The following is a 22,730-nucleotide window of genomic DNA, read 5'->3' on the forward strand; positions in this document are numbered from 1 at the left end:
TTAAATATTTTTCTTCGACTGATTTACACTTTCAATCACTTGTTCAAACAATTTTATTAGTATTGGGGTTTCACTATAAATAGAAGCGACTAGTCTCCCCAAATGAGTAATTACAAACTCCGCTTTCTTCGTTATTTCGCTGCAATCAATTATTGTTGGTAAAAAGCGATAGTAAATAGAAATATCAACTTGAACGACAAAACCATACACTGGATCAAATATTGCACTACTTGTTATCTCTTCCCATAACCAATTAATTCTAACCAATGATTTTTCGATCGTTTTTTCTTTCTTTTTATCTAACTTTTTACTCAAACTTTCGAATTCATCTAATATTTTTGTAATTGGGCCTTCTTGAAGTCGTCTCAATTCATTCAGACATTCATGCATACGATCGATAATTTCTCGAGTCTTCGTGTCACTGTATGGTAATGCATGATCATTGAAAATTCCCCCGAATTTCTCCGGTGTCATTTCCTGACACTTCAACTCATCGAGCATTTTAGAGAGTGGAACATTTCTAGCACCTTTAATAACCGCTCCCATTTGGGAAGTATTAATAAATTCAATTGTATCATCATAGTACCCTATAACCATCTCGATATTCTCTAGCATGTTTTTCATTGGTTTGGTTGTGGGATTGGTTCCACCCTGAACATTTTGCACTTCTTCGCTAATATTATTGATGAATCTTGTTAATTCTTTATCACTAAAATGATCGATTCCAGATGAATAAATTGTTTTTCCTGGGTATGATAAATCTTGACCAACAAAAATCAATTTTTTGCATCCTAAGTAAACAGCTGTCTGAATGACTGTCCCCGTAACAGAGGCTGTTGTAAAAAAAGATGGATCTGATTCCGTTAATCCAATAATATAAGAAGTCATTGTTTCTGACGAGATAAACACATGATATAGTTCATTAACTTTTTCTTCAATTATTTTATGTTTAATATACGAAGCATATACAAATGGAATCCCCTCGATATCTAAATCACTAAACGCTTCATAGTTTTTCACGCTTCCATCAACAGATACAATTAGGTGTGGACGTATTCCTCGCGAAAGCAATGCTTGTGTACTAGTACCTGCCGCGATAATAATGGCATGGTTTTGCAACTCTCTTAAATAATCAATATCTTGATCCAGGGAAGGACCTGATCCCACGATAATAGCTGTATGGTCTTTAAAATAACTTTTAACCCCAGTTAATGACCTCCCCTTATAGGTCTTTAGCAAATTCAATATTGCATTCTCGGGCCATTCTCGTTTAAAAATAATTTGAGTCGCATAATTGGTCCTATCCGTAAGAATTGTCGCCCTGAATAATTCCTGAAACTGCTTTATTTCCTCTTCATATAGCTTTAAATAATTAGGCATATACAACAAACAAAAGCTATTTGAAAGCTGTGATGTAAGTGTTGCAATAAATCTCCTAAAAACTAATTCGCCCTTTCCTATTGCCAACATACCTATTTTCTTATGCTTTAATATTTTACTATGGTCTCTTGCTTCCATGGCTGTTAGAAATATATCCAGATCTGGTTCAATAACATAAATAGTACGATCTGGGTATCGTTCAATTAACCGTTCCATGTGATATCCCAAACCAAAACCGAATAATAAAATACTTTGTGATTCTCCTATAACTTCTTCAACCGAGTTAATCCAATTTTCCGTTTCATTTCTTGGATCATATTTACTGTACAATAAAAAGGAAGGGTTCTCTTTTCGCTTGATTTCTATATTATAAAGATCCGACTTAGTAGGCAACAGTTGATATTGCTCTCGATCTGTTTCTTGATTTTTTATAAAACTATAAATATGAGGGTAATACTCTCGAATTAAATTCAGATTATCTTCCTTTAGTGACTTCATTTTACCACCCGTGTTCTGCAAATTGTTCATCAAGGACCTTAAAGACATCTATTAGCTCGTATTTAATAATATCGCCAGCTATAACATACTGTTGCCCTTGAAGTGCTCCGTCCAATTCCTGCAATTGATTCTCAAGAATATTTAAAGCTGGCTCCAGTATAACTAAACGCTGATCACTTGAGTTATTTTCAATCAAGATTGCAATTAAACCAGAAATACATTGATGTATCCATTGATAACCTTGCATAAGGGATTCTATAAGTCCCCATTCCCTTTCAGTTAAATCACCGTAAAATAATGAACCAATAGAATCGCATGCTGTTATAATTTTTTTGTTATAGATAATTAACTCATTCAAAGACGCATCAGTCAGTTCTGTATAAGAAACAATATTTAATGTTATTACTTTAATAGATGAGAAGTTCAAAACAATATATTGATTGTAGTCATCTTGCTCTAGCCCATCTATAACTGCAGATGAAATGACTTTCTTTTCCCTTTTAAAATTTTCATTTAATTCTTTCCAAAATTCATCAAATTCGGTCAAGCCATCAAAATCACGATTTATTTCATGATCATCAACGTAAAGTTTCAAACCTATCACCCTTTTAAAAGTTTATGTATTAATTATCGGTTACTCTCATCTTATTCTGTATAGAAAAAAAGTCCCATCCCTTATAGGATGAGACTTTTTTTGATAGGGGATATTATCCCAGAAGTTTCAGAACACCTTGTGGCATCGAGTTAGCTTGAGCCAGCATTGCAGTTCCTGCTTGTACAAGGATTTGATTGCGTGTGAATTCTGTCATTTCTTTAGCCATGTCAGCATTACGAATACGAGATTCTGAAGCAGCCAGATTCTCGGAAGTTACGCCCAGGTTGTTAATTGTGTGTTCCAGACGGTTTTGAACAGCTCCCAGCTTACCACGGTGTTGGGAAACTTCGATGATAGCCTTCTTAATAACGGAAAGTGCCCTTTGCGCACCGGTTTGGCTACCAATTGTTACACCAGCGGTCAGACCAATTCCAGTCGCGCTCATCGTTGCCATAGCTACTGTCAGGGTGTTCGAAGCTTCAACACCGATTTGGAATTTAATCGAGTTATTGGATTTCAAAAGGTTGATACCATTGAAATTAGTGGAGCTAGAAATATTCCCGATCTCCTTAATCAGTTCCTTCACTTCAGCTTGAAGAGCTGCACGATCCTCAGCGGTATTGTACGTACCATTCGCGGATTGGTTAGCCAACGTATTCATACGTTGCAGCATCGAGTGAACTTCAGTCAGTGCACCCTCAGCAGTTTGCAGTAAGGAAATACCGTCTTGAGCGTTACGTTGCGCTTGGTTCAAACCATTAATTTGGAAACGCATTTTCTCGGAGATTGCAAGACCAGCAGCATCATCAGCTGCACGGTTGATACGATAACCGGAAGAAAGTTTTTCCATGGTTTTACCCATAGTAGTGTTATTCGATGCTAAATTACGGTGAGAGTTGATTGCTGCTACGTTTGTGTTAATGTACATTGACATAATTGTTCATCCTCCATGATTAGGTTATTAGAGCCACATCCTTGTGGCTACATATATAATATCGGTTAATCTCATGTGATATTTAATAGATTATAAAAACTTTTTTTATTGTTTTTTGTCAAAATATAACGAAACGTAGTCCATCGAATTCATACCACCGTAGGAACGTACTGCTGTCTGCTGTTTTCTAGCACTTTCCATACCTATAGATGTTTGTAATGATATCCGATGCAGCTTCTCATTCATAATGATCACTTTATCATTCATATCCTTTATTAATAAGAGTATCTCTGAATCAGACATGAGAGTTGCTATATCCAACTCCGCTGCATCTCTTATTCTATCTATTACTCTGGCTAGATGATCCCATTCCTCAGATAGCACTGCAAACTTCTGCAACGCTTCTTCGTCCATATCATCAGCTATTAAAGTATTCTGTCGTTCCATAATTGATTTCATCTCATCTACAACTGCACGGAACTTTGTTAGGTCATCCTTTCCCAAGAGCAACTTCCTTTCCGATTTGCTCCCAGGCGGATTTGAGACTTTGAAGAATCTCAACTACTTCCTGCAATTTTTCGTGATTCTTTTGTAGATTGGCTTGAACCAAACAATCAATCACATAGAAATATAAAGACTGTAGATTCGTAGCAATTTGACCGCCTTGCTTCATATCCAAAGTAGCTATCAATTCGTACACAATATCTTGAATCTTCAGAAGTAACCGATTAGATGCAACTATATCCTGTTCTAAAAGTGCACGTTCTGCTTGAGAGGCGTACTTAAGCGCGCCTTCATAAAGCATTAAAATTAAGCGATGAGGAGAGGCAGTTTCAAACCTGTTCTTTTGATAGGCTTGATATCCCGCTTGATTTGGCATTTGCACGATTATTCATCCCCCTCATGAAAATGGATTAACTTGTTTTTGTCGGCGTAAGTGCAGCTAGCTGACTTGTTAACCAGCTCTGTTGGCTTTTAAGTTTAGATAAAGCAACTTCCATTGATGCGAATTGTTTTTTTAATTGATCCTGTTTCATCTGCAATCTGAGATCCATTGCTTCCATACGTTCATCAATAACAGTAATTTCCGAGCTGTAACCCTTTATTTTACTTGTCATCAAACCATTAACTGAATTAGTCCACTCTTTCAATTGTCCATCTAATACTCGCATAATACCCTCTTTGGATTTTTCTACTGCATCAGCTCCGTCAGAAGGTTTAAAATTAAACATATTGATAACTGCATTTGGATCAGCATTGAATTTTTCTTTGAAGACTTCTTTATCAAAAGTAATCTTCCCCGTCATTTGACTACCTACTTTGATTCCTTTATCAATATCAAAACCATAAGCAGACATCATGTTTGCTCCATGTGGCGAACCCGTTACCTTAGTGAAGATATCATACATTTTAGAGCTTATTTCTTTTAACACAGAATCACCTTGCAAAGGATTCATTTTTGTCTTATCCGTAGGTTTTGTAAGATTACCACGCACGAGACTAACCGCATCATTATAAGCATTAATGAATTTTTCAATTTTACCAGCAACTTTGTCCGTATCACGAGAAACGGTTACTTTAGAGCTTCCCGCCTCCAACAGGTCCAAGGTCACACCATTTATAACATCGCTGATCTTATTATTACTACGAGTAATACTAACGCCATTAACGGTAATTGTAGCATTATCTGCGGCTTGTGTCTGATTGACAGCCGTATCAACATTGGTAATCCCTAAATCTGCAAGTGAAGTACCACCTAACTCTATCCCTCCAGTCCCACCAGAAAGCTTCATTTTGTTAGCAGTACCCGTCTCTTTCGAGGAAATGAGTAATACCTTCTCCGTCGCGGAAATGGAAACAATCGAGGCTGCTAATCCACTGTCCTGGGAGTTAATCTGCCCCTTAATATACTCTAGAATGTCCCCGTTCGTAGCACCAGCTGCTGCGACAGATGTATCAATAGTTATTTGAGTGTGCCCTACACGATCAATTGTAAATGTTTTATTTTTCAAAGTGGAATCACCAATTGTAACAGCACCCGATTTAATGGCGTGACTTTGCGCTAACGTATTAACAGTTATATTGAAATCACCCGTCGAGGCCCCTTCGCTCGCAGTAGCTTTCAATACCTTTTCATTCGAGCTCGCACCTGAAACAAGATTGAAATTTGAATTTAACATCAAGTCAGACACTGCTGATTGTAAAACACCTAGTTTGGTATTCACTGTTTGAAAAATAGTTTGTTCTGCTCCCAAATCACCTTTCTTCTTATCCAAACGGTCATAAGGAATCCTATCAAACTCCATTAATTTATTAATGATAGCGGCTGTATCAAGGTTTGAAGCCAATCCTGGAAAACTAACAGACATCTTCATTCACCCTTTCAACGATTAATTTATAATTTCTTATCAACAAATAGTCCAATCAGTTCATTAAGCTTAGCTGAAAGATCTAACATATACTCTGGCGGTAAGCTATCAATAACTTCTTGCGACCTCGCATCAATGATTTGAACATAAAATTTATCCGCTTCTTCACTGTACTTGAATCTAAACAACTTGTTTGTGCTCTTCATTTGTTCATTCAGCTTCTCAATTTCCTTATGAATCTTATCTTTATCCCTGCCATCAGCTGCTTCTGTTTGTTGATTCATACTTTGTATTTTACTTACATCTCTTGATTCGTTTGGCGTTTTCTCGGTGTTAGTCATTGTTGTTTGGTTCGCCTGGTTCCAATCGCGAGCGGAAGCATCCATTCGATTAATTGCACCCAGCATAGCTATCCCTCCCTATTATATTTTTGTATTACGCATCATTGGGTTTCCTTCCCAATAGATGTAGTAACCTCTTAGGATCATTCTCTTGCTTGCCCGCTTGTAGATTTTCTTGGCGTATCGCCTCATAAATCTCAGATCTCATGATCGAAACATGCCTTGGAGCGACAAATCCTAGTTTAAGCACTTCTCCTTCGACCGCGAGAACATGGACCTCGATATGGTCTCCAATTCTAATTATTTCTCCAACTTTTCGCTTCAGCACTAGCATGATCCTTGCTCCTCAAACAATAATGCTTCCCTAATTGGATATGAAGGGTGGTGTATTACATATTGACAACCCTTCTGCGAAACTGGAACAATCAAAATTGGCGCCCTCAAGTTGATGTGAGGAACATCGTCTACAAAATTAACTATAAGGAATGGCAGTACATCAACTGCAGCATTTGTTTCTAACATCCTCACAGTTTCTTCATCTAACTCAAAAGCATAATCTTCTTTCACCTTTGCCGCTGCGATCAAGATAAAGCTTACATCTTCCCTTGAAGCGTGAAGAACAAAGAAATCCGTATCTTCGAATGGCATAAGAGCATACTCGGTAACGTTCGAGAATCCAACTATTCCTTGTGGAAATTCATAAACTTGCTCCTGTCGAACTGTCAAATCTCCATACCTTGAACTTTTTATCGTTATCATGATTCTCCTGTACGACCTTTCCACGCAATTATATGCGTTGGTCAATAAATCCGCTTGAATTGGATTGTAACGATTTCAAGCTTACTCTAGGACGAATATCATTGGGGTTTACTTCCGGACTATGCGGTTCGATATGAATATCCGGTTTATAAACGGTTACCGAGAATTTAGGCATTGTGTCTGGCATTAACACGAGTTTGGTTTCCAACTGACGTTCGCGATGAAACTTCTCCATACCAAGTCGTCCAAATATGTTTTTCTCACGCATTACAACACTTCGCGCTACCATATCGCCGTCCCTTGCGAGCTGAGCAATAGTCTCAAAAGATCGCCCTGTATCACTGGCCATCCTACTCCTCATTGAGCTTAACGGATTCTCCAGCCCAATACTATCCCACACCGGTTGCCAATTAACAGTGATCTCTGGGTTCCGTGTAGAAATAGATAACTCCGCAGCATGATATTTGACATCAATATCCGACAGTTTGCGTGATATCTCCATCTCCTGCAAGGGAACGTATACACTACCTGACGAAACGGCTACATGTGATCGAATAGACATAGACATTACCTCATTCCGATTATTTTATCGGATAAAATCAATTAACGAAACCTGCATGATTCGTGCACCCGTCGAAAGAGCCGCTTGCAGCACGTTTTCTTTTAATTTCAATTCTGTTATTGCTTCAGTCATATCCACATCGCCTACTTCTGAACGCAGTTGCTTCAATCCGCCTTTCTCATCAAGCAGATGATTCTCTACAAGATCAAATCGATTCATACGCGCTCCAATCTCCGCCCATGATTTGGACAGACGATCCGAAGAATCATCAATTAAGCTTAAATCCTGTAATAAAGCCGTCTGATTATTAGTATCCAGATGATTGGCAATATCATTAAGAACCTTGAATACATTGTCTGAAGCGCCCGCAGCACCGAATATTTTTTCGCCAGTAATACTGACAGGAACTGTAACTGAAGCACTTACGCTAAGGTAATAAACGCCATCATCTGTCTCTTCTGTCTCAGCACCTGCAACAGTATACGGCGCAGTATCTGTCTTTTGTCCATTGAACAAATATCTGCCGCTATAGTCGCTGTTCCCAATTGTCACAAGCTGCTCTCGCAATTGCCTAATCTCAGATGCGATCTGTTCCCTTGCATCCGCAGGAACTGTTCCTGTCGATGCTTGCTGTGTCAGCACACGAGCCCGTTTCAACACATCGGACGTCTGCAGCATAAGCGAATCCATCGTACGAAGCCATCCATTGCCCGTGCGCGCGTTCTCTAAAAATTCCTCTGTACGATTCAACTCGCTATCGTACCTCATCAAATATCCAATGCCGACTGGATCATCGCCTGGACGGTGAATCCGTTGACCGGTTGCCAGCTTATCCTGCCAACTCGAAATTCCTTCGTTCGTATTGCGCAAGTTTCTCATCAGCTGAATGTTCTGCATCATTCCCGTTACGCGCATGAATTATCCTCCTATCTGCCGACAAGGCCCATTTGATTGATAATACGATCCAACATTTCATCTACTGTTGTCATATTGCGAGCAGCCGCATTGTAAGCGTGCTGGAATTTAATCATGTCCGACATCTCTTCATCAAGCGACACGCCGCTTACCGACTGGCGCCGCATGGCTACCGAATCCGTCAAATCCTGCTGATTCTGCAAATTGCGGATCGCATTAGATGCCCGTATTCCCAAATCCCCAGTCAGTGCCCGAAAATAGTCATCGGTCGTTCCGCTAGAGAGCGAGGTCATATTCGCTGGATAGTTGAACACCTTGTCTCTCAACCCCGCAAGCGCATGAGCGATATCGCTGTTGCCTTTAATCGTTATCCTCGCTCCCGACCCATTAATTTCATATTTGCCGGAAGCAGCTACCTTGCTCGTATCCTGCACAATATCAGGATTAACACGGATGTTGGAAATATTAAAAGTCGAGCTTCCGTCAGAAGTAGTGAAGAATGAGATACCTGACTGTGAAGGATCTGACAAGCTGTATCCCAGCTCGTGCAAGCCGTTAAATCCGTTCACCTGAAGCTCAACCGCACTTTTGATCTTTGACCCAGCCGCGATTGTCGCGCCTGCCGGTATAACAGTTCCATCCTCCAATGTAACAGCATTCAATGCTGTAATATTGCCACTAGGAATGTAGCCGTTCTCAAGCTTAACTGTAACCTGCCCATTGACCAATGTGTTGACCATGGCGTTTAGTTGATCTCTCACCTTGGTCACCTCAGCTTGAGAAGCAACGTAGCCTGCCAGTTCGCCTGAAGTAGCGGTTGCAGCATTGCCTGCAGTAAGTGCGGTGAACGCAGTACCGTCAACGACCTGTACGCCAGCGGAAATGACATTAATCATATTATCCGGCGTCTCAGCAAACGTGACATCCGCAATGAGGGAGAGCTTATCGAGATATACATCGCGCTGGTCGCGATAATCATTGGCATTGTCGCCAAGCGCCTCCGTCTTGCGGATAATCTCGTTAAGCTGGGCAATATTCTCAATATACCCGTTCGCCTCAACAACCTTCTTATCGATGTTTGATGTAATATCGCTAGCTACTGTACTTAGCGATGTATCCATATATTTCATTGTATCTGCAAGATTCACTGCCGAGCCGATCAAATCAATCCGCGCGCTAAGCAAGGCTGGATCACGGTTCAATACTTCAAGCGAATTCCAGAACTTGTCCATAACGGCTCTCAAACCGCTGTTGGAAGGCTCGTTGATGATCTTCTCAATGGACTGCAGCGTCTGCTCTTGAACCTTCCAAGAGCCAAGCCCTTGATTCTCACGGCGATACTGCAAATCCAGGAAGGAGTCACGCACACGCTCAATGCTGTCATACTGCACGCCAGTGCCCAATTGACCCGGCGCATTGCTTCGCATCAAGCCCGGCGCCTCAATCGGACGCGCAGCCGATAGATTGACTCGTTGTCTGGTGTAGCCCTCTGTTGAAGCATTCGCAATGTTATGTCCTAAAGTCTGCATCGCTACATTCTGCGTCAATATAGCGCGCTTGCTTGTTTCCAGACCGTGAAATGTTGATCTCATTCTTCAACCTCCTGCGCTTAGGCGCGCGTATCGAATAATCCGTTACGGTTTTGTTTACCATTATGCAGCGCCGGATTCTGATAGGTGACCTCTTCTGTTGGAGAGCCTACTAGTAAATCCAGCGAGAATTCCAAGAGCGCTACTGACTGCTGTATGAGATGCTGGTTCAATTCATTGAGCGGTTTAAGTGCTGCTACCGTCTCGGACAGCTTGCTTTGAATCTGTCCCAGCTCCTGCTTGTCATCAACCGAGAACAGCATCTTGCTGATTTCAGTTAATGTGATGTATAACTTGGGCCGAACACCCATCTCCCGCTGAAGCTCAATAAGCGTCTGACGCCTTACCGTCTCATTCTCGGAGATTTGCTTCAATACCTTCGATTCCTTCGCAATCGTCGCCGTCAGGTCGTTGATCTGATTCTTTACAACCTGCTCCTTCTTCATCAGACCAAGCTCGTATAGCTCGATATAAAGCGAATGCAACTGTTCGAGCGTCTCCATTAATTGACGAAATGACACCAAGGATCACCCTGCTTTGCTTTATCTATTTAATGAATGGCCAAATCTTCTCTGCAAGTTTTCCTGAATCAACATGATAACTTCCCGTTCTGACCGATTCCTTCAAATCCTCAATCCGCTTGCTAAGCTCCGCGTTACTGGCGCGGCTATAGCTGAGCATTTCTTGCGCTTCCGCCGAAATCTGCACTTCGTCGGTTTGCTTTTTGCGGCCTAAGCCTCCTGCTCGCTGATCGTTTTGCTTCTGATAAGGATTCACTCCGCCAATTCGCTGGGTTTCATTAATTTTCATATTTATCCCTCCACTATCCGACGCCAATTAAAAAAAGCCGATAACTCTGTATAAGAGTATTATCGGCACTTTTGCATAAAAATTTATAGGTAATAAAATACGACTTAGTTTCGATCGCGAAGTCGATCCATAATTCGGTACGCCGCCCCTACTGAAGAAGGCGGTTTCTCCGAATCGCCTGCTTTTCTCTGATCGGGTTTATGGTTAATATCATGAACCAGGCGCGATCTGCAATTGATGCACATCGAGTTCTCGCGAATCAACGTTCCGCAAACTTCACAAGGATAGGCAAGATTAGGAACTCCAACAAGCGATATGCGCCCTTCACGAATAAACTTCGTTATTTGCTTGATAGAGACCGATGTTTCATCAGAAACCTCGTGAATGCTTGCTCCTTTTTGCTTGCGCAAATAATCGGAACAAAGCCGGTATTCCTCGTCAATATCTTTGATGCATGCCGGACAGACATCACGGAAGTTTACAGCGTACAGCTTACCGCAACGCGGACAGTTATCGAGACCCATGTCCTATGCCCCCCTCCAAACAGCTTGAATGATAATTATCCCTATTCTACCTCATAAACCGCCAAATTTCATCCTATTTTTTACTTTATATAAAACGAACATAAGAAATGGACCAGGAAGCGAAGCGAGAAGAATGGTACTGTAGAAGTATGAGGTCTAAGAACGCGCTAACGTAATCGTGTATATCTCAATATGCATTTGGAACCCTGCCCAATTAACCCCCTCTCTGACCGCTCTTGCACATGCATTCACCGTACTCCCTGTTGTGTATATATCATCTACTAAAAGAAATCTCACGCTTTCTCCTGAATTCAGGCGTGCTGGCATTGCCGAAACATCGCCGCCGAATAATCTGTCCATCATTTTCAGTATGGCGGGAACATTAGAGACAAAAAGCTCTCGTGAATCACGCAAACGCTCTCCTCGCGTCTTGAAGCTTTGCTTCTGGCTGTGACGAGCCCGGCGCAAAATGTCGAAATGAAGCAGGCCGCTCTGCTTTGCAATATAAGCCGCCAGCCGTTCCGCTTGATTAAATCCGCGCTCATGAAGTCGCTCCGTGCTTACCGGCACATGTACGACAGCATCTATTCGGAATAATTTGCTGCGTTGTGAGAATTCTTGCAGCAGGCCGCTGTAAGCAGTCAAAAGAAGCTCTCCAAGCAATGGCTCCAGCCCTTCATGCCCCCGGTATTTGTACAGAGCCAGCCATTGTCTGATGGTGTCGTTATACTGCACAGCACTGCGGTTGCAAATAAACGCCGCAGCGTGCCGTCGCCCACAATCGCCACAACGCTCCGGTCGACCGCAAATCGGACAATGGATACGAGAAATCCATGGAATGGATTCCCGGCATTCACTGCAGAGTGAGGGCAGCGCACTGACCGTCCGATGATCATTCCTGCCGCAAATAAGACAGGTGGAGGTTGAAGGCCGCAGCAGCGCTAGCAGATTGTGCATTGATTTGAAAAAGAGCTGGCTCCATGATTTTCGCATATGTATCTCCCTTCACTTCTTGATAAGATACCCGCTCCGTTTCGCCAGCTTGTTCATGCTGCGGATTTGCCGAATGGCCGCTTGCTGAGACCTGCTATACACCGCAGCACAGAAATAAACGCGACCTGCCGGGTCCTCCTTGGATCTTCCTGCTCGTCCCGCCATTTGCACCAGCGATGCTTCATCGAATAATTTGCCATCCGCATCAAGTATGAACACATCGCTTTTCGGAACGGTAACGCCACGCTCCAGAATTGTTGTTGTCACCAGCAATCGGATGCTCCGTCCCCGAAACTCCATAACTTTATTCGAGCGTTCAGCATCCTTCGATGAGGTTCCTTCGATTGCGATATTCGGAAAAGCATGGCGCAGTCGTTGTACAAGCGGTTCAACATGCCGGATCTGCTGCACGAACAGAAATAGCTGTGCGCCGCGATCCAACGATTTCTTCAGCGCATCCAACAATCTTCCTGGCAGCCTGCGCTGGTGAAGCAGCTGTCGCACCATAGGAATTCGGATCAGAGCTGGAACCGGAAGCGGATGGCGGTGAAATCGAACAGGAACACGAACATGGGCAAGATGCCCACGTTTAGCCGCCCGTCGCAGCTCAGCAGGAGGAGTGGCCGACAGCAGGACCGTGCATCCGCCAGCTGCGCAGACGTTGTCAGCCGCATAATGGAGCAGTTCGTCGTTATGGAATGGAAAAGCATCCAATTCGTCAATGACGACAAGATCAAACGCGCTTCGAAAACGAAACAACTGATGCGTTGTAGCAAGCGTAATCTCCCCGCTCTCCCAGCGCTGAGGGCTGCCTCCGTACAATGTCACTACCGAGGCCTCCGGAAAGGCCCTCCGTATTCTGGGATCCAGCTCCAACACAACATCCCGCCGAGGTGTTGCAATCAGGGCACGTCCTCCCCGCTCCAAGCAGGCCTCTATTAAGGGGAAGATCATTTCCGTCTTGCCCGCGCCTGTAACTGCCCATAGCAAGAACCTGCGTTGCGAAGCTTGCCGTGATGCTGAAACGAAAGGCAGCCTTCGGGCAAGACCAACGACCCTGCGAAAAATGCTGCCACCGGCAGTTGTGCCCGCCCCCGCTATATATTGAAGTGCAGCCGCTGCTGCAGCGGCCTGTGCAGGGCTAAGCTGCCAGCGGGCAAACCGCTCATCGCTGGCAGCAGCAATTGATGCCAGGTCTTGTGGCCCCTTCGTTGGGGCAGGGTGGTAAGCTGCTGGCGCAGCGGGGCTGGGAGCTAATGCAAAAGCGGAGACGCCCGCCTCTGCTGAGACGAGGGCGCGAGCTGTTGCAAAAGCTGGGGCGCTCGACGCTGCTGGGGTGAGGGCGCGAGCTGATGCAAAAGCAAGGGCGCTTGACGCTGGGGTCCGCGTGCCGAGTATGAGCAGTCCGCATTCGCGGCTGCGCCCCATGGTGAGGCACGCCTCGCAGTAGGCGCACATGCGCCCGCATACGGCGCATGGCGTGCGGCGCATGCGCGCCTCGCCGCTGCCGCATCGCTGGCAGCGCAGCCGCTGGCGCGGCGGTTCCGCGCGCAGCGCCAACCGCCACCGCAGCAGCGGTGGCTGCGGCTGCGGGGCGACCGCGCCGCCAAGGCGCAGCTGGCCGAGGAGCGCGGCCAGCTGGAGCGCGGGCGCTGCCGCGCTCCAAGCGGCCTGCTGCGCTTCGCCAGCAGGCCCGGCCGCATCCGCGGCCGCAAGCAGGGCGAGCGCTTCGCTGCGAAGCAGCGCTCGTCCCTGCAGCAGCGCAGCGGCGCGGCAAGCTGCCGCCGCCAGCGCACGCGCACCCGCGCGGTCCGCGCCACGCTCGGACGCGCCCCTCACAAGCTCAGCACGCGCCACCGGCGCTTCCTGAGCATCCGCTCTCCTCGCTCTCTGAGCATCCGCTCTCTTCGCTTCCTGAGCAACCCGCTCGCTCTTAGCACTCTCTCTCCTCGCTTTCTGAGCATTCCGCTCGCTCTGAGTACTCGCTCGCGGCTCTTCTGCCGACTGAGCTCCCGCCCCCGCCCCCCAAGCATCGCTCACGAGCCGCCCCAAAACCTCACGGACCGTACGCTCACTTGACGGGCCCCCTTCCCTATCCGGCCATCGCTGTGCAATCGCAACAGCGATTCCTAGCGGGAGCAGTTCTGGCCACAGCAGCATACTCTGACTTTCCCAATGAGTCAGCCTTTTCGCAGTCCGCTCCACTTCATTGCGATAACCCCTATCGAGCCAATAGGCACGGTCAACTTCTGGCGCGACCGACCACATGGCCCGCGAGCCTTTAGCGGACAACAACACATATAACGTTACCTGCACTTTCCCCTCTCCCCATTCCCAAATCCATATTTCCAACTCTCCAATAAACAGCCGAATAAAACAAAACACACCCGCAAGCTGTCATAGACAGCCATACGGGTGTGCTTCACTCGTCAATTAATAGATTTATAAAGATTATAACCCAGCCCCTTGCGCTTAGCAATTAATCATATAAAAGCGATGCACCGCCGCTATCCACAACTCTCAAAGGGGAAGCTTGCAAATATCCGCAGGATTCCGCAAATTCACCAGAATCGCATGATCATATTCCGTAACAATTCCTTCTTCTTGAAGCATCCACATCAAGTGTATCGACTCGGCACGCTGCCGGCTATCATTCTTCGCTTTTCGCGGAGGTAGCTTCCTCGCATTTCGAAAGCGTTGCCATTTTGCCCAGAGCGAGCTTCCCTTTACGACTTCCCTCTTCGTACAGTCAACCTTGTCTTTAGCTGCCCGGTCATCGTACTTGCCCCCAACTTCCATTCCAGCCATTACCCGAGGAGAAGCCCCCTCGCTCCACCCTTGTCCGGGACGATGCCCCAGCTCGCGTGCAAAATCATCAAATTGCCTTCTGCTTGAAGAAAAAGCATCACATGATCGGACGCGAACATCCATGCCTCTTCTTGCAAAACAGCGAACGATACCCATCGTCTCATCCTCGCACCCTTGGTTTAGTACGGTTACCCTAACTAACGTCCCGGTCACTTGGGAAAATCGGCGCAAGCAGCGCATATACATCTCCATATGGAGCCCTTCATTGCCAGCAATAAGCACGTAATGCTTCGTAACACTGCATCGTTTCATCGCAAGCGCAGTATAAGCATGAACGGCTGCAGCAGCCAAGGCGTAACAACCAAAGATCCAGAACAGGATCGGAATCATGGCGGCCACCTCCTTTTTGTGACATGATATGCCACTGACCGCCCAGGGGTTCCAGACATTTTGGACAATCAAGCAAAAAGGCGGCTGCCCGGCTAATCGCCCCTTTTTCTAACTCCCTTCTGCTTTGATCTTGATCTTGATCCTGCTCTTGCTCTTGCTCTTGCTCCTGCTCTTGCTCTTGCTCCTGCTCTTGCTCTTGCTCTTGCTCTTGCTCTTGCTCTTGCTCTTGCTCTTGCTCCGTCTTATCTTCCTTCCCCACTAAATAAGTTGGACAAAAGAAAGAACAACAGAGTGGAGCAGGGGAATGTTTCTGGAGAAGCGTCAGCGATCGTAAGAACATTCCCCAGCGCAGCGGCCTGTAAGTTCATTTCAATCGTTCAACTTATGTAGCACTTCACTCCACAAACCTCCAGCTGTCAGGCAGCTTGCTGCCCGCAGCCAGCGAAACATTCATATTTTGCGTGATCTCCACCTTTTTATCACTGGGCATAACGAGCATAAGGCTGCAAGCAGGAACATGCTGCTCCATGAGCATGCGCGTCCGCTCAGGACGTTTCATCTGTACGTAAAGCGTATCTCCCACCACATTGGACGTCACCAGCTCGACAGTATCAGGCTCCTTCTCATCCTTGCCTACCTCATAATGGCAAGTGCCGAAAGCCTGCACTTCATCAAGACCTGCGCGGCCAGCATCAATCTCCAGCATTCCATTCCAGTACGGGTCGCCCTTAACAACGATCCGATCAATTCCAGCGACGGATACCTTCAGCGTCTCCGCATCCACGTGAACCTCTCTGGCACTGATTAAGCCTCGTATTTCCGTAAAAACCCCTGATGCATTCACTGTCATAAGAACAATGCTGAACATACCGATCAAAGCGATGAACACGATGCTGAACAAATCGTACCGGAGCACCGGCTGATCCTCCTGACTGCGCCACAAATAAACCATAATCTCGGCCCCCAGTACGACAAGCAGGAGCGGCCACCACAGCAGTCCCTGATCAAGCCCTTGCAGTCCATTAAAATGGGATAGTATGAGCAGCACGCCCATCCCCGCGAGCGCTGCTCCCATCGACCACGTACCAACTCTCCATTGCCTTCTCATGATTGTCCCTTGCCTTCCTTGGATCTGCTGCCCAGCAGCAGCTTCATCCCTGCGCCAAGGAGCAGAAGAGCCGTTATACCCGTCTTGAAGTAATATCGAAGCTCATACGAAAGCTCATATTCCTGCAGCACACGCTGCAAATAATCAATCAATATTCTGTCTGCAATATAATACAGCCCCGCCATAAGCAGCCCAATGCCAATCCAGCGCTGCTGAGGAATCGCCCAGTCGACAAGCGGCACATCCTCAAGCATCCCTCCCCCTGCCTTGTAACGCGACTGAAGCTGCAGCCCATCGAAGAAAGAATAGCACCAGATAAGCGGCACAATAAACAACAGCAATGTCAACTGCAGCGCATTCAGCAAATAGAGCGCGATCAGAAACCCTGCCATGAGCTGCAAGCCGCGCTTCTGCAAGCCCAAATACATATGGCCCGCCCCCGGCACAAGTGACAGCATCACAGCAAGCCATTCGCTTCGATTCCCTCCCTGGCGATGCTCGTCCCAATCATCAACTATTGATCGATCCACAAGCGCCACACCTGCCTCTTTTAGCTGCACGTGACGAATCGCATCAAACATGCCATACAGCCAAATAATCGGCAGCACAAACAGGATGACAAGAAAGCTATCCTCATTCGCCAATGTCGATACAAACAGAATCATCGCAATCAGGCCAAAAAACCCGATCATTAGCGTAGAGCCCCGCTTCATCAGTCCAAGCTGCAAATGTCCGAGCCCCGGTATAAATGATAGCAAGATCGCATAGAAACGCTCTCCCGCATCATCTCTCCCGCGATTGGAGGCAGCCTCATTTCGCATAGCCCCATTGCTTTGAGACTGCCTTTGCCCGATTGAACCCTGTTGAAAGGCCGGTGGAATGAAATTGCCATCCTGCCCTAATGCCGGGTAACCTCCTCCTCCGCTCAGAGCTGCCATAGAATCCGCCGTCGGAAATACGGTGCCAATGGGAGTGATGCCGCCAGCTTGAAACCCGGCATTCCTGTCCGTGTAACTCCCCTCGCCCAATCTTTCTCCAGATGGCGGAGACGGTCGACTGCTTCTAAGAAGCAAATAGATCACCAAATGAAGCAGACTAATCGCCCAGATGATACCTGCAATAAACGCACCCGCAAGAAACGGAAACTCGTTATTCTCAGCTACTGACAGCATAAACCCAAGACCGGCAACCATCAAAGGAAGCGCAAAATAGACAAATCCCCATACCTTTCGCCCCACCGCCAAATGACCAAAGCCAGGAATAAACCCCAGAAATAAAGCTGCAACCGGATTGTTGACCATACTCGAATCTCCCTTATTGTACAATTGTTTGTCTTGCAAATTTCCCCATCCCAACAATAGACGATTGACAATAGAAAAGAGCTTCCGCATACATGCAGAAGCTCTCTCATTTCGTTATGTAGTACCTGCAAACACTAGAGCGTAACCCAACCAAACTTGATTGAATTGATTACTGCCTGTGTCCGATCATCAACTTCCATTTTTTGCAAAATGCTGCTGACGTGATTTTTCACTGTTTTCTCACTAATAAATAAATATTCGCCAATGAGCTTATTGCTCTTGCCCTCCGCCATTAGGCGAAGCACTTCCGCTTCCCGTCTGGTCAACGGATTGTTGTCGCCAGCGATAAACTTCACGCCCGCCTCACGTCCGGCAGCTGCCCCGGAAACGGCGCCGATCTCATCCAGATATGTCATGCGGCGCAGTTGGTTGATCAGCTTTCCCGTCACCTTCGGATGTATGTAAGCATGCCCGCCCACGACAGAACGAATGGCGTTAATAAGCGCCTCCGCCTCCATGTCCTTGAGCAAATAACCTGACGCTCCCTTGCGCAGGGTCTCAAAAACATAGCTTTCATCATCATGAATCGATAATATAATAACCTTCACATCTGGAAAAATATCGCGCAAACGCTCCGTTGCAACTACACCATTCTCAATCGGCATATTAATATCCATCAATACAACCTCAGGCTTAGTCTGATTGCAGAATTCCAACACTTGAATGCCGTCATTGCACTCCCCAATTACTTCCAGGTCATCTTCCATGTTGAGAATTCGTTTAAGCCCCTCGCGGAAAAGTTGATGATCGTCAGCAATTAGCACTTGAATCTTACGCTTGCCGGTCGTTGTTTTTTGGTCCATCGTCAATTACTCCTTTCTCTTGCCTCCGCGTTGATAGGGATATGGATGATAACCTTAGTCCCTTCATCAATTGCTGATTCGATCTCCATCCTCCCCTCCAATAGCTCGACTCTCTCGCGCATCCCGATCAAACCGAAATTCGCGCTGTCCTTTGCTCGGGATTCAATGAGATCGACGTGGAACCCAATGCCGTTATCCTTAACAATGATTTTAACGATTTGCGCCTGGTACGTAATTTCTAACGCGACATATGAAGGGTTGGCATGCTTGAAAGCATTGCTGAATGCCTCCTGCACCATTCGGTAGATTCCCGCTTCCATTGCGGAAGGCAATCTCATTTCCTTGCCGACGGTGTCGAATATCGTCCGAATCTTTGTTTTCTCCTCGAAATCTTGAATATACTTGCGAAGAGTTGGAATCAGTCCCAGATCATCCAATGCCATTGGACGCAGATTAAAAATGATTTTGCGTATCTCTTCGAGACCGGAGCGTACTTGTCTCTTCAAATCTATTAATTCTTCTTGCACTAATTGAAATTCCTTCTTTACGAGCATTCTTTCTGCAATTTCCGTCCTAAGAACTATATTTGCGAGCGATTGAGCGGGACCATCATGTATTTCTCGGGCTATTCGCTTGCGCTCTTCTTCCTGGGCCAAAATAATTTTCAACCCGATTTGCTGCCGGTTCTTCGCTGATTCAAGAATGCGTGTGACCTGATTCAAGTCGCCGGACAAATATTCCAGAACAACATTGATCTGAGATGCAATGGTCTCTGCCCGCTCAATCGATTGCTCGACATTGCGAACCCGCTTCTGAAGGTCATCCCGACGCGCTTTGAGATAACCTTCTTTCTCGCGGAACACCATGAGGTCCAACTGTATATGCGTCGCTTTTTCATAGGCGGACTTAATATCTTCTTCTTTGTATTTGACGAAATCACGGCTAACTTCCGTTAATCTGATCCGCGCAAGCCGATACGACATCTCCAGCTTGTCGACCTTCTCAATCACCTCTGCCGCTTCCATGATCACTTGATTGAGTTCTTGCCCAAGCGTATGCAGCTCCTTGCGAGCAGATTCGCAAATTTCAAATATTTGATACTTGCTTTCCTCCATCACAAGCACAGCATTGGTTATTACGCGATCGATATCGTTAATTCGATAGTCCACGTTGAGACCGGCCTACTTTCTTCTATAAGCTATTAGATAATATCATATCATAAAACAGCCTCGTCGCGTTCATATCATTCGACGGTAATCGTTCCCGTTTTCCCTTCCCAATTAACAGTAAAGCCTAATTGCTCCGATACGAGACGCAGCGGGACCAGTGTTCGCCCTCCGCGAGCAATTGGAGCAACCTCAGTGCTTATGCGGACACCATTCAGAACAATTTCTTTACGGCCGATCCACATCTCCAGCAGCTTGTCGCCGCGAAGAACCGTAACCCGCTTCAATGTCGGCTCCCAATTAATCTGGGCTCCCATGGCATCGGTAACGAAACGCAGCGGCAAATAGGAGGTTCCCTCCAGCAGAATCGGCGCAACATCCAGCTTGAATGGCTGACCGCCCAGCTTAGCCGATTTGGAGCCAATCTTAAGCGCTACTGCCGTTCTCTTCGGCTCTGGTACTGCAGCCGGGTATTGGAAGCTAATATTGTCAAAGGCAATCTCACCGCTGAGCGCCCGCTCATCCTGTCCCTCTTCGAGGGATGCGACATATAATCGTTTGAGCGTGATCGGATATGCCATACTGTCGCTAGGCAGATTCACCTTAATCTGCTGCCAGCCAGTCCAATCGATTTGCTTGGCTAATGTAACTAAATGCGCCTTGCCGCTGTTATCAATAAATTCAGCTCTAAGCCAGTTCAGACTTCCATCGCCCATCGCATCTATCGTCATCGCGGTCGGCTTGCCTTCCAGCTTCTGTCCTGCACTGCCCATAACAGCATATGCAGCCTTTGTGCCTGATCCATTCGTGAAATCATAACGCAATCTGAGCGCATTGCTGCTCTCGCGTCCTGGCAGCCCTGCAGCAATATCAACAGAGCCCACTACATTGTTCGTGCTGGAGAACGTAATTGGGTAGGTCGGCTTCTCGAAATCATCAAACTTCTTATCCGCTCCCCCTCCAAGAACTGCCGCTGAGGAGAATCCGTCATATCTGGCTATCGCATAACCGGCTTGAGCACCTTCTTTAATCGCGCCAATAGTCAGCTTATCTCCATCAACGCTGCCGCTGAACCCTTTCAGCTCCCATTTGACCGATGCTGCCGGAATTGTCATTTTGCGGCCGTCATTAAGAACGACGCGCACAGGAACGGTTATGCTCTTGCCCTGCTCCAATACAAGCGAGCTCGCATCGACGGTCATTTGCGCAATTTGACTGCCGCTAATAATTTCGACAGGCAGCTTGTCACTTGCGGCTCCAGTCCCGACAGTGACCGTTGTTTTGCCTGCCTTGACAGCCGTAAACGTGTTTCCGCTGAACGTGCCCAGCCCCTCTGTCGACTTCCATGTCGATGCCGATGCCGTCGCACCTGATTCGACCGGATTATAGTGGACATCATAAGCCTTCGTCGTGTACGTGGCCTGCTGGCCAATGAAGAGCACGTCCGGACCGCTGGCCTTAATGCCCTTCACCTCTCCCTGGGGAGCAGAGGTATACACACCAATACCATTGGCAACGAGGCGCTGTGTCGTTCCATACTCAGTCGCATGAGTCAGCTTCGGGTCGAATTCTCCGAGCGGGCGCGATATCATCGTTGTTGAACCGCCACCATCCAGATTTGTGCCCTTCCAGACACCGAGCTGCACCATAACCTTCTGCAGCTCAGCCAATGTCATTCCTTGGCTGCTTGAGCTATCCTCAATGGTAATCAGCATCACCTTCGTGCCATCCTTCGAATAACCAACCGCAGTTCTTGCACGGTCAGACGAAGGGCTGATGCTGCTCACACTGCGTGAGAAGGCTGCCGCCTTGCCTTGATCCACAAGAATCGTGTGGCCGCCGACCAGCATTTGCAGAGATGCCGGATCAACCTTCTGACCCGATGATTGCGAGACAAGATTGTAAGAAGCCGCAACCATCGTACCCGGCTGCAAATGCTCGCGAACATATTGCGCCGCCTTGCCGTGCGTGCGAAGGATGTAGCCGTTCTCAGGCGGGTTCATCGGCAGCAGTGCATTCTCCGATACCTGCACAACCACACCATCCTGCACAAGCACCTCCGTAGGTGTCGAAGCACTGTCCTTAACATCCGGCCGCGTTACCGTCCATGCATTCGTATAGATATACATCGCATTGACGTGGCTGTAGGCCTCATCCGGATCTGTCCGGTAAGCGGCCTTGTTAATGCCCGCCAGCTCGAAGCTGGAGCCGTCTCCGGAAGTGATGCTGCCTTCGAATGCAAACTGATCAATAATCGGCTTGCGGTCTTTCGTCACAGCAAAAGCAAACATGCCCTTCAGCTTGGAGGGACTTGCCATTAATGCTCCACTTGTCACCTGCGGACCTATCGGTGTGCCTTTGCCGCTGGAGGTATTGAAGAAATCAGCATTGATACCGGCAACGGCACCCGTCCCCTTGACCATGCCCGCTACAGAGCCATTGCCCGTAACCGACCCCTGCTTGCCATTCATCACATCGAGACGGACATAAGGGTTGGTCAGATCAATTTCGATCACATGAATATCAGTTTTCTCTGTGCTGCTGCCTGCTTTGGACATCCACGTATAATCGATGAGTTTAGCACCCGAGGTTATCATTTCTTCACGCTGCTTGACAATTTGCTGCAGTACAGCCTTTTGTTCCGTTTGCTGTGTCGTTGAAGTTCCGCCCGCTGCCGCAATAACTGGCACATTCGTTGCCAACTGCTGGATGAGCAAGGCTGCTCCAAGTGTTAATACAATAAATTTTTTCTTTGTTTGTTTGGAACGACAGTGTCTAGCAATCCTGTTGTCAACTATTTTAAGCATTATTTCAGCAACTCTCCT

23 protein-coding genes are annotated in these 22,730 nt (G+C 46.6%); all 23 read right to left on the minus strand.

The features are described 5' to 3' along the window. The 23 genes from L6H65_RS01725 to L6H65_RS01835 all read right to left on the minus strand — a co-directional run bounded on the left by L6H65_RS01725 (position 1) and on the right by L6H65_RS01835 (position 22,712). Complete coding sequence (locus L6H65_RS01725; protein WP_236338589.1) at positions 1–1,878, minus strand: motility associated factor glycosyltransferase family protein; 1,878 nt, start codon at positions 1,876–1,878, stop codon at positions 1–3. 1 nt (position 1,879) lies between these two features. Beyond that, positions 1,880–2,473, minus strand: a complete 594-nt coding sequence (locus L6H65_RS01730) for a DUF8042 domain-containing protein (protein ID WP_236338590.1) — start codon at positions 2,471–2,473, stop codon at positions 1,880–1,882. Between the two features lie 112 nt (positions 2,474–2,585). Continuing rightward, positions 2,586–3,407: a flagellin N-terminal helical domain-containing protein gene (locus tag L6H65_RS01735; RefSeq protein WP_236338591.1), complete on the minus strand. Its 822-nt coding sequence runs from the start codon at positions 3,405–3,407 to the stop codon at positions 2,586–2,588. Between the two features lie 105 nt (positions 3,408–3,512). Then, entirely contained in the window at positions 3,513–3,911 is a 399-nt protein-coding gene (locus tag L6H65_RS01740; RefSeq protein ID WP_236338592.1) for a hypothetical protein, read from the minus strand. Continuing rightward, complete coding sequence (gene fliS / locus L6H65_RS01745; protein WP_236338833.1) at positions 3,898–4,287, minus strand: flagellar export chaperone FliS; 390 nt, start codon at positions 4,285–4,287, stop codon at positions 3,898–3,900. The genes L6H65_RS01740 and fliS overlap by 14 nt, the downstream gene beginning before the upstream one ends. Positions 4,288–4,321: 34 nt before the next feature. Beyond that, positions 4,322–5,776, minus strand: coding sequence for a flagellar filament capping protein FliD (gene fliD / locus L6H65_RS01750; RefSeq protein WP_236338593.1), 1,455 nt, complete (start codon positions 5,774–5,776; stop codon positions 4,322–4,324). 26 nt (positions 5,777–5,802) lie between these two features. Continuing rightward, positions 5,803–6,183, minus strand: coding sequence for a flagellar protein FlaG (locus tag L6H65_RS01755; protein ID WP_236338594.1), 381 nt, complete (start codon positions 6,181–6,183; stop codon positions 5,803–5,805). A 28-nt stretch (positions 6,184–6,211) separates the two neighbouring features. After that, positions 6,212–6,451 carry a carbon storage regulator CsrA gene (gene csrA / locus L6H65_RS01760; protein ID WP_236338595.1) on the minus strand — a complete coding sequence of 80 codons (240 nt, stop codon included), beginning with the start codon at positions 6,449–6,451 and terminating at the stop codon, positions 6,212–6,214. Then, entirely contained in the window at positions 6,445–6,876 is a 432-nt protein-coding gene (fliW, locus tag L6H65_RS01765) for a flagellar assembly protein FliW (RefSeq protein WP_236338596.1), read from the minus strand. Before fliW ends, csrA begins: the two co-directional genes overlap by 7 nt. Before the next feature lie 28 nt (positions 6,877–6,904). Beyond that, the gene (locus L6H65_RS01770; protein WP_236338597.1) at positions 6,905–7,438 is read right to left on the minus strand and encodes a DUF6470 family protein; all 534 of its coding nucleotides are present in this window, start codon (positions 7,436–7,438) and stop codon (positions 6,905–6,907) included. A gap of 24 nt (positions 7,439–7,462) precedes the next feature. After that, entirely contained in the window at positions 7,463–8,353 is an 891-nt protein-coding gene (gene flgL, locus L6H65_RS01775) for a flagellar hook-associated protein FlgL (RefSeq protein WP_236338598.1), read from the minus strand. Positions 8,354–8,364: 11 nt separating this feature from the next. Further along, positions 8,365–9,945 carry a flagellar hook-associated protein FlgK gene (flgK, locus tag L6H65_RS01780; protein WP_236338600.1) on the minus strand — a complete coding sequence of 527 codons (1,581 nt, stop codon included), beginning with the start codon at positions 9,943–9,945 and terminating at the stop codon, positions 8,365–8,367. Positions 9,946–9,962: 17 nt separating this feature from the next. Next, on the minus strand, positions 9,963–10,463 hold the full coding sequence (locus tag L6H65_RS01785) for a flagellar protein FlgN (protein ID WP_236338601.1): 501 nt from the start codon (positions 10,461–10,463) through the stop codon (positions 9,963–9,965). 25 nt (positions 10,464–10,488) lie between these two features. Further along, the gene (gene flgM / locus L6H65_RS01790) at positions 10,489–10,752 is read right to left on the minus strand and encodes a flagellar biosynthesis anti-sigma factor FlgM (RefSeq protein ID WP_236338602.1); all 264 of its coding nucleotides are present in this window, start codon (positions 10,750–10,752) and stop codon (positions 10,489–10,491) included. Between the two features lie 104 nt (positions 10,753–10,856). Further along, entirely contained in the window at positions 10,857–11,276 is a 420-nt protein-coding gene (locus L6H65_RS01795) for a TIGR03826 family flagellar region protein (protein ID WP_236338603.1), read from the minus strand. Positions 11,277–11,432: 156 nt separating this feature from the next. Continuing rightward, on the minus strand, positions 11,433–12,269 hold the full coding sequence (locus tag L6H65_RS01800; protein ID WP_236338604.1) for a ComFC family protein: 837 nt from the start codon (positions 12,267–12,269) through the stop codon (positions 11,433–11,435). Positions 12,270–12,281: 12 nt separating this feature from the next. Continuing rightward, on the minus strand, positions 12,282–14,585 hold the full coding sequence (locus L6H65_RS01805; protein ID WP_236338605.1) for a helicase-related protein: 2,304 nt from the start codon (positions 14,583–14,585) through the stop codon (positions 12,282–12,284). A 204-nt stretch (positions 14,586–14,789) separates the two neighbouring features. After that, positions 14,790–15,467 carry a hypothetical protein gene (locus L6H65_RS01810; RefSeq protein ID WP_236338606.1) on the minus strand — a complete coding sequence of 226 codons (678 nt, stop codon included), beginning with the start codon at positions 15,465–15,467 and terminating at the stop codon, positions 14,790–14,792. 394 nt (positions 15,468–15,861) lie between these two features. Continuing rightward, the gene (locus L6H65_RS01815; protein ID WP_236338607.1) at positions 15,862–16,575 is read right to left on the minus strand and encodes a hypothetical protein; all 714 of its coding nucleotides are present in this window, start codon (positions 16,573–16,575) and stop codon (positions 15,862–15,864) included. Next, positions 16,572–17,915 (minus strand): multi-tm2 domain protein, encoded by a 1,344-nt coding sequence (locus L6H65_RS01820; RefSeq protein WP_236338608.1) that lies wholly within the window; start codon positions 17,913–17,915, stop codon positions 16,572–16,574. Before L6H65_RS01820 ends, L6H65_RS01815 begins: the two co-directional genes overlap by 4 nt. Before the next feature lie 95 nt (positions 17,916–18,010). Beyond that, positions 18,011–18,739, minus strand: a complete 729-nt coding sequence (locus L6H65_RS01825) for a response regulator (RefSeq protein ID WP_236338609.1) — start codon at positions 18,737–18,739, stop codon at positions 18,011–18,013. A gap of 2 nt (positions 18,740–18,741) precedes the next feature. Beyond that, positions 18,742–19,908 carry a sensor histidine kinase gene (locus L6H65_RS01830; RefSeq protein WP_236338610.1) on the minus strand — a complete coding sequence of 389 codons (1,167 nt, stop codon included), beginning with the start codon at positions 19,906–19,908 and terminating at the stop codon, positions 18,742–18,744. Positions 19,909–19,982: 74 nt separating this feature from the next. Beyond that, entirely contained in the window at positions 19,983–22,712 is a 2,730-nt protein-coding gene (locus L6H65_RS01835) for a stalk domain-containing protein (RefSeq protein WP_236338612.1), read from the minus strand. Positions 22,713–22,730: the final 18 nt, after the last annotated feature.

The organism is Paenibacillus plantiphilus (genome assembly GCF_927798095.1).
Classification (GTDB): Bacteria; Bacillota; Bacilli; order Paenibacillales; family Paenibacillaceae; genus Paenibacillus_Z; species Paenibacillus_Z plantiphilus.

Excerpts from the sequence above, each read along its gene's own strand:
- L6H65_RS01835 (WP_236338612.1), bottom strand. The coding sequence starts at position 22,712 with ATGCTTAAAATAGTTGACAACAGGATTGCTAGACACTGTCGTTCCAAA.
- L6H65_RS01725 (WP_236338589.1), bottom strand. The coding sequence starts at position 1,878 with ATGAAGTCACTAAAGGAAGATAATCTGAATTTAATTCGAGAGTATTAC.
- L6H65_RS01755 (WP_236338594.1), bottom strand. The coding sequence starts at position 6,183 with ATGCTGGGTGCAATTAATCGAATGGATGCTTCCGCTCGCGATTGGAAC.
- flgK (WP_236338600.1), bottom strand. The coding sequence starts at position 9,945 with ATGAGATCAACATTTCACGGTCTGGAAACAAGCAAGCGCGCTATATTG.
- fliW (WP_236338596.1), bottom strand. The coding sequence starts at position 6,876 with ATGATAACGATAAAAAGTTCAAGGTATGGAGATTTGACAGTTCGACAG.
- flgM (WP_236338602.1), bottom strand. The coding sequence starts at position 10,752 with ATGAAAATTAATGAAACCCAGCGAATTGGCGGAGTGAATCCTTATCAG.
- flgL (WP_236338598.1), bottom strand. The coding sequence starts at position 8,353 with ATGCGCGTAACGGGAATGATGCAGAACATTCAGCTGATGAGAAACTTG.
- L6H65_RS01815 (WP_236338607.1), bottom strand. The coding sequence starts at position 16,575 with ATGAGAAGGCAATGGAGAGTTGGTACGTGGTCGATGGGAGCAGCGCTC.
- L6H65_RS01825 (WP_236338609.1), bottom strand. The coding sequence starts at position 18,739 with ATGGACCAAAAAACAACGACCGGCAAGCGTAAGATTCAAGTGCTAATT.
- L6H65_RS01800 (WP_236338604.1), bottom strand. The coding sequence starts at position 12,269 with ATGCGAAAATCATGGAGCCAGCTCTTTTTCAAATCAATGCACAATCTG.
- L6H65_RS01735 (WP_236338591.1), bottom strand. The coding sequence starts at position 3,407 with ATGTCAATGTACATTAACACAAACGTAGCAGCAATCAACTCTCACCGT.
- L6H65_RS01795 (WP_236338603.1), bottom strand. The coding sequence starts at position 11,276 with ATGGGTCTCGATAACTGTCCGCGTTGCGGTAAGCTGTACGCTGTAAAC.
- fliD (WP_236338593.1), bottom strand. The coding sequence starts at position 5,776 with ATGTCTGTTAGTTTTCCAGGATTGGCTTCAAACCTTGATACAGCCGCT.
- L6H65_RS01810 (WP_236338606.1), bottom strand. The coding sequence starts at position 15,467 with ATGATTCCGATCCTGTTCTGGATCTTTGGTTGTTACGCCTTGGCTGCT.
- L6H65_RS01770 (WP_236338597.1), bottom strand. The coding sequence starts at position 7,438 with ATGTCTATTCGATCACATGTAGCCGTTTCGTCAGGTAGTGTATACGTT.
- csrA (WP_236338595.1), bottom strand. The coding sequence starts at position 6,451 with ATGCTAGTGCTGAAGCGAAAAGTTGGAGAAATAATTAGAATTGGAGAC.
- fliS (WP_236338833.1), bottom strand. The coding sequence starts at position 4,287 with ATGCCAAATCAAGCGGGATATCAAGCCTATCAAAAGAACAGGTTTGAA.